At 68.7% G+C, this 12,895-nt stretch carries 10 protein-coding genes; 3 read left to right on the plus strand and 7 right to left on the minus strand.

Going from position 1 to position 12,895, the window contains the following annotated elements; translation table 11 throughout:
- Positions 1-175: 175 nt before the first annotated feature.
- The 5 genes from ppdK to ACZ5ON_RS30550 all read right to left on the minus strand — a co-directional run bounded on the left by ppdK (position 176) and on the right by ACZ5ON_RS30550 (position 7,914).
- The gene (gene ppdK / locus ACZ5ON_RS30530) at positions 176-2,884 is read right to left on the minus strand and encodes a pyruvate, phosphate dikinase (protein ID WP_465599468.1); all 2,709 of its coding nucleotides are present in this window, start codon (positions 2,882-2,884) and stop codon (positions 176-178) included.
- Positions 2,885-3,450: 566 nt separating this feature from the next.
- A complete protein-coding gene (dusB, locus tag ACZ5ON_RS30535; protein WP_465599470.1) occupies positions 3,451-4,557 on the minus strand; it encodes a tRNA dihydrouridine synthase DusB in 1,107 nt (368 codons plus the stop codon).
- Positions 4,558-5,060: 503 nt separating this feature from the next.
- Positions 5,061-6,056 (minus strand): DUF4097 family beta strand repeat-containing protein, encoded by a 996-nt coding sequence (locus ACZ5ON_RS30540; RefSeq protein WP_465599473.1) that lies wholly within the window; start codon positions 6,054-6,056, stop codon positions 5,061-5,063.
- The gene (locus ACZ5ON_RS30545) at positions 6,053-6,703 is read right to left on the minus strand and encodes a response regulator (RefSeq protein ID WP_465599475.1); all 651 of its coding nucleotides are present in this window, start codon (positions 6,701-6,703) and stop codon (positions 6,053-6,055) included. The genes ACZ5ON_RS30540 and ACZ5ON_RS30545 overlap by 4 nt, the downstream gene beginning before the upstream one ends.
- A complete protein-coding gene (locus ACZ5ON_RS30550) occupies positions 6,691-7,914 on the minus strand; it encodes a sensor histidine kinase (RefSeq protein ID WP_465599477.1) in 1,224 nt (407 codons plus the stop codon). The genes ACZ5ON_RS30545 and ACZ5ON_RS30550 overlap by 13 nt, the downstream gene beginning before the upstream one ends.
- Before the next feature lie 135 nt (positions 7,915-8,049).
- On the opposite strand from ACZ5ON_RS30550, the gene ACZ5ON_RS30555 reads away from it, so the two are divergent.
- Entirely contained in the window at positions 8,050-8,559 is a 510-nt protein-coding gene (locus tag ACZ5ON_RS30555; RefSeq protein ID WP_465599479.1) for a hypothetical protein, read from the plus strand.
- Between the two features lie 485 nt (positions 8,560-9,044).
- Here ACZ5ON_RS30555 and ACZ5ON_RS30560 read toward each other — a convergent pair whose 3' ends face one another.
- Positions 9,045-9,887 (minus strand): helix-turn-helix transcriptional regulator, encoded by an 843-nt coding sequence (locus ACZ5ON_RS30560; RefSeq protein ID WP_465599481.1) that lies wholly within the window; start codon positions 9,885-9,887, stop codon positions 9,045-9,047.
- Positions 9,888-10,025: 138 nt separating this feature from the next.
- On the opposite strand from ACZ5ON_RS30560, the gene ACZ5ON_RS30565 reads away from it, so the two are divergent.
- Both ACZ5ON_RS30565 and ACZ5ON_RS30570 read left to right on the plus strand, forming a co-directional pair.
- On the plus strand, positions 10,026-11,441 hold the full coding sequence (locus tag ACZ5ON_RS30565; RefSeq protein ID WP_465599491.1) for an MFS transporter: 1,416 nt from the start codon (positions 10,026-10,028) through the stop codon (positions 11,439-11,441).
- 335 nt (positions 11,442-11,776) lie between these two features.
- Positions 11,777-12,364 (plus strand): NADAR family protein, encoded by a 588-nt coding sequence (locus ACZ5ON_RS30570; protein ID WP_465599483.1) that lies wholly within the window; start codon positions 11,777-11,779, stop codon positions 12,362-12,364.
- Between the two features lie 354 nt (positions 12,365-12,718).
- On the opposite strand, the gene ACZ5ON_RS30575 is transcribed toward ACZ5ON_RS30570, so the two are convergent.
- The coding region (locus tag ACZ5ON_RS30575) for a His/Gly/Thr/Pro-type tRNA ligase C-terminal domain-containing protein (RefSeq protein ID WP_465599493.1) at positions 12,719-12,895 on the minus strand (177 nt) is incomplete at its 5' end.

Genomic DNA, 12,895 nt, shown 5'->3' on the forward strand with positions numbered 1-12,895 from the left:
CGGCCGTTCCGCCGGCACCAGCCCGAACGCCGCCGGGGCGGGAACGGACGCCATTGTCCGTTCCCGCCCCGGCTGCCACGTACGGCGGCTCTCCTGCGCCGAGCTCCGCCGCACGCCCCTCCGGCGGAGGGGGGGTTGCGGTCAGCGATCGTCCGCTGTTCGGGGGACATCCCCGTCAGCGCGAGTCGCTACCCGCCGTCTCGAGGGCGGCCCGGCCTGCCTCCAGGCGCGCCACCGGAATCCGGAAGGGAGAGCAGGATACGTAGTCCAGCCCCACCTCGTGGAAGAAGTGGACCGATTCCGGGTCGCCGCCGTGCTCACCGCAGACACCGAGCTTGAGGTCGGGGCGGGTGGCCCGACCGGCCACCACGGCGTGCTTGACCAGGGAGCCGACGCCGTCGCGGTCGATGGTCTCGAACGGTGAGACCCCGAAGATGCCCTTCTCCAGGTACGCGGTGAAGAAGGATGCCTCCACGTCGTCCCGGGAGAAGCCCCAGACGGTCTGGGTCAGGTCGTTGGTGCCGAAGGAGAAGAACTCAGCGGCCTCGGCGATCTGACCGGCCGTCACCGCCGCACGGGGCAGCTCGATCATGGTGCCGAGCTTGATGTCCAGCTTGACGCCGGTGGACTTCGCGACCTCGGCCAGGACGCGCTCGCACTCGTCGCGGACCAGCTCCAGCTCCTGGACGGTGCCGACCAGCGGGATCATCACCTCCGGACGCGGGTCACCGCCGGCGAGCTTGCGCTCGGCCGCCGCCTCCGCGATCGCCCGGACCTGCATCCCGAACAGGCCGGGGATGACCAGGCCGAGCCGGACACCGCGCAGGCCCAGCATCGGGTTCTGCTCGTGCAACCGGTGCACGGCCTGGAGCAGGCGCAGGTCGTTCTCGTTCGGGTCCTTGCGGGCCTCCGCGAGGGCGACCCGAACCGAGAGCTCGGTGATGTCGGGGAGGAACTCGTGCAGCGGTGGGTCCAGCAACCGGACGGTGACCGGGAGTCCGTCCATCGACTGGAAGAGCTCGACGAAGTCGCCCTTCTGCAGCGGGAGGAGGGCGGAGAGGGCCTGCTCGCGGTCCTTGTCGTTGTCCGCCAGGATCAGGTGCTCGACCTCCCTGCGGCGCTCCTCGCCGAGGAACATGTGCTCGGTGCGGCACAGGCCGATGCCCTGGGCACCGTAGCGGCGGGCGCGGTTGGCGTCCTCAGCGTTGTCGGCGTTGGCCCGCACGGCCAGCCTGCGGCGGACGTCGGCGTGCGCCATCAGCCGGTGCACGGCCTGGACCAGGCCGCCCTGGACGTCGGCACCGGCGTGCAGGGTGCCCTCGAAGTACTCGACCACCGGGGACGGCACGACCGGGACCTCACCGAGGTAGACCTTGCCAGTCGAACCGTCGATGGAGACCAGGTCGCCCTCCTCCACGACCTGCCCGTCGCCGGTGGTGAAGCGGCGGCGCTTGGTGTCCACCTCGAGCTCCTCGGCGCCGCAGACACAGGTCTTGCCCATGCCGCGGGCGACCACGGCCGCGTGCGAGGTCTTGCCGCCGCGGGAGGTCAGGATGCCCTCGGCTGCGATCATGCCGTCCAGGTCGTCCGGGTTCGTCTCCCGGCGGACCAGGATCACCTTCTCACCGGAACGCGACCACTTGACGGCGGTGTACGAGTCGAAGACCACCTTGCCGACGGCGGCACCGGGCGAGGCGGCGATGCCCCAGGCGACGCGCTTGGCGGTCTCGTCGGCGGCGAAGCGCGGGAACATCAGCTGCGCCAGCTGGCCGCCGGTCACCCGCTGCAGCGCCTCGTCCAGGTCGATCAGACCCTGGTCGACCAGCTGGACGGCGATCCGGAAGGCGGCAGCGGCGGTGCGCTTGCCGACCCGGGTCTGCAGCATCCAGAGCTTGCCGCGCTCGATCGTGAACTCGATGTCGCACAGGTCGCGGTAGTGCAGTTCGAGCTTGTGCATGATCGCCATCAGCTCGTCGTACGACTTCTTGTCGAGTTGCTCCAGCTCGGCGAGCGGCAGGGTGTTGCGGATACCGGCCACCACGTCCTCGCCCTGGGCGTTGGACAGGTAGTCGCCGTAGACGCCGACGGCACCGGTGGAGGGGTCACGGGTGAAGGCGACACCGGTACCGGAGTCCTCGCCGAGGTTGCCGAAGACCATGCTGCAGACGTTGACCGCCGTGCCCAGGTCGTTCGGGATGCGCTCCTGGCGGCGGTACAGACGGGCGCGGTCGCCGTTCCAGGAATGGAAGACCGCGTGGATCGCCAGGTCCATCTGCTCGCGCGGGTCCTGCGGGAACTCCCGGTCGGTCTCACGGAGCACGATCGCCTTGAAGGTCTCCACCAGCGCCTTGAGGTCCTCGGTGGTGAGGTCCAGGTCGTTGGTGGTGCCCTTGGCCTGCTTGGTTCCCTCCAGCGCCTCCTCGAAGAGCTCGCCCTCCACGCCCAGTACGGTCTTGCCGAACATCTGGACAAGACGGCGGTAGGAGTCCCAGGCGAAGCGCTCGTTGCCGGACTGGGCGGCCAGACCGGCCACCGAGGCATCGGAGAGACCGATGTTCAGGACGGTGTCCATCATCCCGGGCATCGAGAACTTGGCACCCGAACGGACCGAGACCAGCAGCGGGTTGTCGGGCTGGCCGAGCCGCTTGCCCATCTGCTGCTCCAGCGAGTCCAGGTGCTCGCTGATCTCCTTGTGCAGCGAGGCCGGCTCACTGCCGGTCTCCAGGAAGACCTTGCACGCCTCGGTGGTGATGGTGAACCCCGGAGGGACGGGGAGGCCCAGGTTGGTCATCTCGGCGAGGTTCGCACCCTTGCCGCCGAGTAGATCCTTCAGGTCCTTGTTTCCTTCGGTGAAGGAGTAAACAAACTTCTGCTGAGCCGCCACGGGTCGGTCTCCTCGCACACGGTTGCCCTGACGCCGGAGAACATACCCATTTCGAAGGCGTCGTCGCGCCGCCAATAGGCCGTATGCGCCTCGAAGTGGGCCGTGACCCAACAGATCGAATGCCCATCGGGGCGTTTACCTCTGTTGGTGAAATCGTCCGGCTGACGCTAGCAATCGTTCAAGTAATAAACACATGAAAACCCGAAGATCACACGAACCGGACAGACAGTAGCGACTGATCGACCCTGCTGTTGCCCCGGCTTGATTTCCTGCAGCCAGCTGCGCCGATCCGCTACCGAGCCCCTTCGGGAAGCGATTCACACCCCAACAGCCCAGCGAACCCACTCGACCGGCCGTCAATCGCCACGATATGTGGCAAGCGTCACGGGTGCACGTCAGCTGTCGAGCGTAGGCGACCTGCGCCACTGATTGCACTGCGTCGATCATATGACAGCTTTCCGTTATAAAAATCTGCCAGAAAGGAGCCCCCTTGGCCATATCGTCCAAGAGGGCCCATCCGTTCCGGCGAGCGGCCCGGAAGCAATAGATTGGACGCGGCGTCCAAGTCACCCGCCCGATATGTCCAACTCGGCCTCGGCGCTGGGCAGCGCACAGTCGTACGGATCGTCCAGCCAGCCTTCGGGGAGCACCACCCGGTTGTTTCCGCTGGTCCGGCCACGCGGACCGTCGGCACCGGCGGGCCAGCACTGGTCCTGCTCGATCTGGCCGAGCGTCTCCGCCAGTTCGGCCAGCGAACTGGACATCGCAAGCTTCACCCGGAGCTCGGAACCCACCGAGAAGCCCTTGGTGTACCAGGCGACATGCTTACGGAAGTCGATGACACCCCGTGCCTCGTCCTCCAGCCACTCACCGAGCAGCTGGGCGTGCCGCACCATCGTCTGCGCCACATAGCCGAAGGTCGGTCGGGCGTAGTCCACCTCGCCCTCGAAGATCGAGACCAGATCCTTGAACAGCCACGGCCGACCGAGGCAGCCACGGCCGACGACCACGCCGTCGCAGCCGGTCTCGCGCATCATCCGCACCGCGTCGTCCGCCGACCAGATGTCCCCGTTGCCCAGTACCGGGATCTCCGACGGAACGGACTCGCGCAGCCGGGCGATGGCCGACCAGTCCGCGGTGCCGCCGTAGTGCTGCGCAGCGGTACGGCCGTGCAGGGCGATCGCCGAAACGCCCTCCTCCGCGCCGATCCGGCCCGCGTCCAGGAAGGTCAGATGATCGTCGTCGATGCCCTTGCGCATCTTCATGGTCACCGGCAGGCCGCCCGCGTTGCCGACCGCCTCGCGCAGGATCTCGCGCAGCAGGTTGCGCTTGTACGGCAGAGCGGAACCGCCGCCCTTGCGGGTCACCTTCGGAACGGGGCAGCCGAAGTTGAGGTCGATGTGATCGGCGAGGTTCTCCTCCGAGATCATCCTGGCGGCCCGGCCGACCGTCACCGGGTCCACCCCGTACAGCTGGATCGAGCGCGGCTTCTCACTCGGGTCGAACTTGATCAACTGCATGGTCTTGGCATTGCGCTCGACCAGTGCGCGCGTCGTGATCATCTCGGAGACGTACAGCCCCCTGCCCTCACTCTGCTCGCGGCAGAGCGTCCGAAACGGGGCGTTGGTGATGCCCGCCATCGGCGCCAGCACGACCGGGGGCCACACCTGCATGGGGCCGATGTTCAGGGGGGCGAACTCGGGGGCGGAGGTGGGGGCGGCCCGAGGGGCGGGGGCGCCGCCGGACGCCGGGGTGCCTGGCTTCGGTGCGACGCCGGATGCGGGTGCGACGCCGGGCATGGGTTCGCCACTGGGCGTGGGTGCGGCGCTGGAGACGGAGCTGGACGCGGGCACGGAGGTCATACGGGCGGAGTCCTCAGGGTCGGCAAGGGCGACTGTGATTCGGCGCGGGCGGCGGCCCGAGACTCTCCATTGTCCCCCAGGTAGTCCCCCGTTCGGCTCTGTGGTCAGCCGCGGCCGACCCGTGGGTCGGTCACGGCCTTCGGTCGCTCCGGTGTCTGGGGGCGGTTCGGTGCCGGCCACCGGTCCGGTACCTGTGTCCGTGCCCGCACCCGGTCGGATGCGTACGCCTGGTCCGGTGCCTGCATGTCCGCGTCCGGTCCGGTGCCTACGTCAAGCGCTGGCGTCCGGTCCGGCGTTCGCGGTTACCCCGGCACCTACGGCCGCCCCGGGGACGAAGCGGGCGGTGCCGCCGACATCCCAGAGCTCGGGGCTCCGGGCGCCGGTTCGCGGAAAGCGGCCGGCTCACTGGACGCGGCTGGGGCACTCGATGGAACCGGGGCGCTCGATGGAGCCGACTCACCGGACGGGACCGCCCCGGGGCTGGAGTCGACCGAGGTGGAGGAGACGGTCACCGGGCCGGACATTGACGTGATGTCGATCTTGCGGGCGGAGCTGCTGTCCTCCACGTCCGGGTCGACGTTCCAGGAATGCGAACTCGTGTGCCCATCCACTCGGTATCGGGTGTTCCCTCCCGGGACGGTGACAACGACCGGACCGGATGCAGTGGTCGCCGTCACTGCTCTGGGAGGGAGTGCGAAGCCCAGATCCATCTGGCCTGAGCTGGACGCCGCGTCGACCTCCGAGGAACGGAGCTCCCCGGCCGAGATCGGTCCCGACGTTGATTTGACCCATACCGGGCCGCTCACCCCCTGCAGTCGCAGCCGACCGGAGGACGTTCTCGCCCGTATCTCGCCGGAGACTCCTCGTATGAGCGTCTCTCCGGAGCTGCTCTGGGCATGTATCCCGGTGCCAGCCGGGACCTGGATGTCGAGCGCGGCATCGCAGCCGGCTACCGACAGGACGCTTCCGCATGAGACGGCTACTCGGAGGGTGTTCCCGACCACCTTGGTGCTGACGGACGGACGGCTCACCACCCAGCCCACCCTCTCCTTCACCGTGACCCGGTCGGGTGCGCCCGCCTCGACCGAGACTTGTGCGCTGCCTGAAGTCACCTCAACGGTCTTGATCGTCTCGGTCGACTGCCAGAAGGTGAGGTGTTCCGTCCGACTCCGGTGGGTCAACCGGGACCATGCTGTCAGCCCGCCGCTCAGCAGCGTGATCACCAGCACGATGACACCGATCCGCCGCCATGCCCGGTTGCTGGTCCGCTCCTGGGCGGCCGCTCCCGTGGTCGGATCCCGGCGGTTCACGACTGCCCCGCTCCCAGAAAGCGGAGCACGGCCAGCACCCTGCGGTGCGACGCATCGGCCGGTGGAAGGTCCAGTTTGCTGAAGATGCTGTTGATGTGCTTCGCGACGGCACTGTCGCTGACCACCAGGGACTCGGCAATGGCCGTGTTGGAGCGCCCCTCAGCCATCAACGTCAGAACGTCCCGCTCCCTGGGGGTCAGGCGCTCCATCGGATCGTTGTGCCGCCGGAGCAGCAGCTGGGCCACCACCTCCGGGTCCAACGCGGTACCGCCCTCCGCCACTCGCTGCAACGCCTCCACGAAGTCGTCCACATTGGCGACCCGTTGCTTCAGGAGGTAGCCGACCCCACTGGTGTTCCCGGTGAGCAGGTCTGCGGCGTACCGCTCCTCCACGTACTGGGAGAGTAGGAGTACCGCGGTCTCCGGCCACTGCCGACGGATCATCAGCGCGGCCCGGACTCCCTCGTCCGTGAAGTCGGGCGGCATCCGGACATCCGCGACCACGACCTTCGGCTTGTGCTCCTCCACTGCCATGAGCAGCGCCTCGGCGTCGTCGACTGCGGCGGCGACCTCATACCCGACCGCTTCGAGGACCTTGACCAGGCCCACCCGCAGCAGGACCGAGTCCTCAGCGATCACAGCTCGCATGGCAACTCCACAGTGATGGTGGTCGGGCCCCCGACGGGGCTGGTGATGGTCAGGGTGCCGTCCACCGAGGCCGCGCGCTTACGCAGACCGGTGAGCCCGGTGCCCCTGCTCGAATCGGCGCCGCCGACGCCGTCGTCGGCTATGACGATGCGGACCCGGCCGGAGTCCTGTCGTACCGACAGATCGACGCGGGAAGCCCGAGCATGCTTCGCCACGTTGGCCAGGGCCTCCGAGACGGTGAAGTAGGCGACGGCCTCGACTGTCGGGGCGATGCGGTCAGGGAGGTCCACCGTCAGGCGGACCGGGACGGGGGCCCGGGCTGCAATGCCTGAGAGTGCCGCGTCCAGGCCACGGTCCTCCAAGACCACGGGGTGGAGCCCTCGGACGAGGTCACGAAGCTCGGCGATGGCGGCCTGGGCTTCCTCGTGCGCCTCGATGATGACCTGCATGGCCTCGGGCGGTACATCCTTGAGGGTGCGCCGGGCCAGGCCGAGATTCACCGCTAGCGAGACCAGCCGCTGCTGGGCACCGTCGTGCAAGTCCCTTTCTATCCGCCGGCGTTCGGAATCCGCCGCATCCACCACGCCCGCCCTGCTCTCGGCGAGGTGCTCGACTCGGCGTTCCAGAACCTCCGCCCGGTTCGGCCCGAGCAGGGCACGGGCCGCCCGTCCGTCGATCCTGGCCAGCCAAGCCACTGCCCAGGGCAGCACGAACAGCAGAGCCAGACCGGCGGCAGTGAGCGCGGCATTGGTCCCCGTCCGACCGGCAGCGAAGCGGGGCGGGCTCTCCTTCGGCAGCAGGTACACCCAGCCGTAGACCGTGGCCAGCACCAGAGCCGCGCCCCCGGCAGCCAGTACCAGCAGGGAGCCGACGGCGATGGCCGGTGCGGCGATCAGGTGGTACCCGGCCTGCCGCCAGGTGAAGCCGGAGCGAAGGCGCACCAGCCAGCCCGCATCCGGAGCCACCCGGCTGGGGATCGTCAGACCGCGCAGCTCACGGAAGCGACTTCGCTGAGCGATCGTCAGCAGGTCAAGACAGAACACCACGAGGGGAAGCAGTGCACCGAACTTGGTCATGCACAGAGCGAGGACGGGAGGAAGACCCAGCGGCACTCCGGCCGCAATGAACACAGCGTCCCGCCGGATGGCCGCCGACCACGGAGCATGCTCGGCACCCCAGGCCCGAGCACGGCGGAGGGCAGAACTCGACATGCCGCACAGCCTATGGGCACCCGACCGGGCCGATCCATGAAGTAGGCATCCGAATCAATGCTGTAGCTAGGTACACCCCCAAGACGGATGTACGCGCTACCGACATGAAGTCAGTCGTCCGCGACTCTTGGCGACATGACGAGAACGAACCGCTTGACGGCAGCTGCACCTCGGTCCGGATCGGCCATCCGCCACAATGAGGCTCTGGTCGACGGCGGTTGGGGCGAGTGCCTGGCCGACGGCGGGGGCGGTACCGCGCACGTGGGTCCGTGGTCGGTCCGGGCGAGCCCCGCCGAACGGAAGCGCGCCTCCCTGGAAATCTACGAGTTCGGCGAGTTGCTGGATGTGATGGTGGTCTCCGCACTCGGTGACCACCAGGTGCTGCGCGGAGCCCGGTGCCGGGTCGGCACCGACGGTCCGACCGGCTTCGCCTGGGGGCGGCTGCCGATCGACGGTTCACTGCCCGAAATCACCTTCACCAGCGGCGGTCTGCTGGGTCGAAGCCATCGCCCGGCTCGGGTGGTCCAACTCGCCGACGCCTTCTGGCTGGCCTGGGCTGATGGGCCGCCCTGCGGCTCAGTGCAGGTACGAGTCCCGTACGACGACTCGCTGTCAGCCCGCATGCGGGCCGGGCGAACGTCATGAGCCTGCAACGGACGCTGATCGCCTGCGGAGTGGCGCTGCTGTCCTGGGCCACAGCTATGGCCGTCACCCCCGGAGTAGGCGCGGGCTGGCCCACGCTCGACTACCTGGAGGCTGTCGCCCTGATCACTACCGGTACGCTCCTGCGGCGGAGCAGCCCCGGCAGTCGACCGGCGGCAGCAGTAGCCGCGACCTTGCTGCTCGGCGATGCCTGGTACGACCTCCATACGGCGGCAGATGGTAGCCAACTCGCCGGGCCCGTGACGATGGCGCTCTGTGCGGAGCTGCCGCTGGCGTGGCTCTGCACCACACTCGCCCTTACCGGCACGATCCGTACCACCAGTCTTTCCTCAACTCCACTCCATCACAAGATGGTTGGGTCAGCAGCCAGCCACTGTCAACGGCCGGCTGATCGGATGGCAGCCGACGACGGCGCCGTAGGTGGAGCGCCCCTCCATTGGCCCCCGCCTCATCCGCTGGGGTGCGGCTCAGTCCATGGCCGCGAGCTGCTCCAGACGGCTGCGCGTCTCCTCGTCCTGTGGCGTGTAGGCCACCAGCCGCGTGCCCGGCCGAGGCCCGAGCCACAGGTTGGTGTACTCGAAGCGGACCAGCCCGACGTCGGGAAGCAGAAAGCGCTTGAGCCCATTGGTCTGGGCGGCCACCTCGTGCCGCTCCCAGAGTTCCTCGAACTCGGGAAACGTCCGGCACAGACGCTGAAGGAGGTTCTTCCAGACCGGTTCCGAAGAATGCTCGGCCATAGCCGCCCGGAAGCGGGCCGTCACGGACTCCCGGGCTCCCTGAACGTCCACCAGCACCGAGGCGAACCGAGAGTCCGAGAACACCAGCCACATCAGGTTCCGGTCCTCGAACGGCATCTCGTCGAGATCGCCCACGAGCCAGGTGTAGGCGCGGTTGTACGCCAGGATGTCGTACCGGCTGTTGAGTACCGCGGCGGGCATCGGTTCGAGCTGCCCCAGCACGGCCCGCACGGAGGGAGTGATGGTCGGGCAGTCCTGGACGGGAGCCGGATCCTCCGAGCCCGCCAGGACGAAGAGGTGGGCCCGCTCGCTCCGGTCGAGTTGCAGGGCTCGGGCCACAGAGTCCAGCACCTGGGCCGAGACCTGGATGTCCCTCCCCTGCTCGAGCCACGTGTACCAGGTGACTCCTACGGCGGCGAGCTGCGCGACCTCCTCGCGGCGCAGTCCCGGGGTCCGACGGCGCCCGGTCAGCGGCAGGCCGACCTGCTCCGGCGAGATCCTCTCCCGGCGGCTGCGCAGGAAGGTCGCAAGCTCGCTCCGACGGCTGTCGGTCGGCGCGGCGACAGTTGTCATGGGACCAAGGATGCGGGAGATCGGATCCTATTGCCAGGTACTTGTTATACCTGGATAAACGCTGTCTGGTACCAGGGTGAGCGAAGCCGGATCGTGGTACTCGTGACCCAGCAACTAGCGATTCCGCAGACCCCGGCCATGCCTTCACAGTCTCCCGCGGGCCAGTCTGTCGCCCCCACTCTCGGGACGGCCGGTCTGGTCACCGTCCTGCTCGGTGCCTTTTTGCCGATGCTCGACTTCTTCGTCGTCAACGTCGCCCTGCCCACGATCGACCATGACCTGACCGCCGGCCCCGCAGTCCTGGAACTCGTTGCCGCCGGATACGGCATCGCATTCGCCGTACTGCTGGTACTCGGCGGGCGGCTTGGCGACTCCTTCGGCCGGCGTCGGCTCTTCATAACCGGCGCCGCGGCCTTCACCGCCGCCTCCCTGCTCTGCGGCCTCGCTCCCACCGCCTGGACACTGGTCGCCGCCCGGGCCGCCCAGGGCGCCTCGGCCGCACTGCTCCTGCCGCAGGTGCTCGCCACCATCACCGCTGCCAGCAGTGGCGCGCAGCGCGCCCGAGCCCTCAGCATCTACGGCGCGGTCGGCGGCATCGCCGTGGTGATCGGGCAGGTTCTCGGCGGAATGCTGATCGCCGCCAACCTCTTCGGCACCAGCTGGCGGGCCGTGTTCCTACTGAACGTCCCGTTCGCGCTGCTCACCGCCGTCCTCGCGTTCCCGTACGTACCGGAGAGCCGTTCGCCGCACGCGGCCGGGGTCGACCTGCCCGGGACGGCACTGCTGACGGCGGCACTGCTCGCACTGTTCCTTCCACTGATGGAAGGGCGGGCAGCGGGCTGGCCGCTCTGGTCCTGGGTGCTGCTCGGCGCCTTCCCCTTTCTCGCTACCGCATTCCTTTACGTGGAGCACCGGGCAGAGCGGTCGGGTCAGGTGCCGCTGGTGCCGCTCTCCCTACTGCGGATACCGGAGATGCGCCGGGGCCTCGGGGTCGCCGTGCCGTACTTCACAGGCTTCGGCGGGTTCATGTTCGTGGTGGCCGTCATGCTGCAGCAGGGGCTCCGGCTCGGTCCGGTAGCAGCGGGGTGGGCGCTGGTCCCCATGGCCGCCGGCTACTTCTCCGCCTCTTTGAGCGGGCCGCGCCTGATCAGCCGGTTCGGCAGCCGGGTGATCACGGCCGGTGCGGTGGTCCAGGGTTCGGGACTGGCCATCCTGGTCGCCCCGGTGCTGCTGGACTGGGCGCACTTCTCGCCTTGGCGGATGCTGCCCGGCGTGGCGTTGGCCGGCATCGGCCAAGGCCTGATCGGGACGCCGTTGTTCCGCGTGGTCCTGTCCAAGGTCCCGGCCGAACGTGCCGGGGTCGGCAGCGGGGTACTGGCCACAACCCAGCAGTCCAGCTTGGCGCTTGGAGTGGCCACTCTCGGGACACTCTTCCTCTCCCTGTCCCCGTCCATAGGTATCGCCCACGCGCTGGCTCTGGTCCTGACCCTCCAGTTGACCGGCTCAGTGGCCATCTTCCTGCTCAGCACCCGGCTGCCCCGCACGGTCGCCTGAGACAGCCGGTCCATCCAGACGGGCCAGGGCTGGACTGGCAACACAAGTTCCCTGGGCAGACCGGCCGGAGCGGGCAGCACGGATGGGCTGACCGAACCGAAACGGGCCCAGGCGGGAGAGGCCCAGGTGGAAGAGGCCCAGGCGGGAGAGGCCCAGGCGGGAGAGGCTCGTCTGGGCAAGTCGGAGTTGGACAAGGTAGGGCAGAACACGCAGGACAGAACGGAAGCGGGACGCGGCACAGCGAGCCCGACGTGCTGCGGCCCAACAAGGGAACGCCCGCCAGGGGAGAAGGAAAATCAGGAGCCGCCTGTCGCCCTTCGTGTCAGGATGACGATATGACGACGCACCAGCCCCAGTCCCCGGCCGACGCCCGTTCCTGCGAGGAGCTCACCGCACTCGTGGCAGCAGGCGCCCGCCCCAAGTACCTGTTCTTCTGGGGACACCGGCCGGAGCGGGACGGCCAGGTCGGTCCGGGTTCGCTCAGCCAGTGGTGGCCGGCCAGGTTCACCGTGGACGGGATGACCTATGCCACGGCCGAGCACTGGATGATGGCGGGCAAGGCGCGGCTCTTCGGAGACGACGAGGTGTTGCCGCGGATTCTCGCCGCTCGCACCCCGGCCGAGGCCAAGAAGCTCGGGCGGCTGGTCCGCGGCTTCGATGAGCAGCGTTGGGCAGCCGAGCGGTTCGAGCTGGTGGTCCAGGGCAATGTGGCCAAGTTCGGTCAGGACGAAGCCCTTCGGGAGTACCTGCTCGGTACCGCCCAGCGAGTTCTGGTGGAGGCCAGTCCGCTGGACCGGCTCTGGGGCATAGGCCTCGCCGCCGACAACGAGCGGGCGGCCAAGCCCGCCGAGTGGCGCGGCCTCAACCTGCTTGGATTCGCCCTCATGGAGACTCGCAGCCGCCTGGCCGACCCGGCCTCCTGACAACTCCACAGGCCGATGTCCAACAAGCCGGTACCGAAGACGTCGACGTCCATCAGACCGACGCCCAAGACGCCAACTCCCAACGAGCCAAACCCCGGAAGGCCGACGGCCTGCTCCCAGCACCTACTTGCCAGCAGTCGCAATCCAATGCCCGAGGTCCGACGTCCAACCGGCACCCACCGGGCCAACAGGTCAGCGCCCCACACCTCAACGCCCAACAGCTCGACCCGCAGCAGGTCGACGCCGAACACCCGAGGCGGCCACAGAGCCGAAGCCGCGGCCCCCGACCCCACTGGCCCCCGCGCGGAGCGAACCGCGCGGGGGCCAGTGGGTGGGGACCAGCGACAGAACCCGTCAGCAGCCGATCAGGCGGGCCGCCAGGTAGGGCTTCACCTGGTCGAGGGAGACGCGCTCCTGCGCCATGGTGTCGCGCTCGCGGATGGTGACCGCATTGTCCTCGAGGGTGTCGAAGTCGACGGTGACGCAGAACGGCGTGCCGATCTCGTCCTGGCGGCGGTAGCGCTTGCCGAT

The organism is Kitasatospora sp. NPDC032150, assembly GCF_055579945.1.

Bases quoted from the DNA above. Each gene is read 5' to 3' on its own strand.
- dusB (WP_465599470.1), bottom strand. From the start codon at position 4,557: ATGCAGGTGTGGCCCCCGGTCGTGCTGGCGCCGATGGCGGGCATCACC.
- ACZ5ON_RS30545 (WP_465599475.1), bottom strand. From the start codon at position 6,703: ATGCGAGCTGTGATCGCTGAGGACTCGGTCCTGCTGCGGGTGGGCCTG.
- ACZ5ON_RS30550 (WP_465599477.1), bottom strand. From the start codon at position 7,914: ATGTCGAGTTCTGCCCTCCGCCGTGCTCGGGCCTGGGGTGCCGAGCAT.
- ACZ5ON_RS30555 (WP_465599479.1), top strand. From the start codon at position 8,050: ATGACGAGAACGAACCGCTTGACGGCAGCTGCACCTCGGTCCGGATCG.
- ACZ5ON_RS30560 (WP_465599481.1), bottom strand. From the start codon at position 9,887: ATGACAACTGTCGCCGCGCCGACCGACAGCCGTCGGAGCGAGCTTGCG.
- ACZ5ON_RS30565 (WP_465599491.1), top strand. From the start codon at position 10,026: ATGCCTTCACAGTCTCCCGCGGGCCAGTCTGTCGCCCCCACTCTCGGG.
- ACZ5ON_RS30570 (WP_465599483.1), top strand. From the start codon at position 11,777: ATGACGACGCACCAGCCCCAGTCCCCGGCCGACGCCCGTTCCTGCGAG.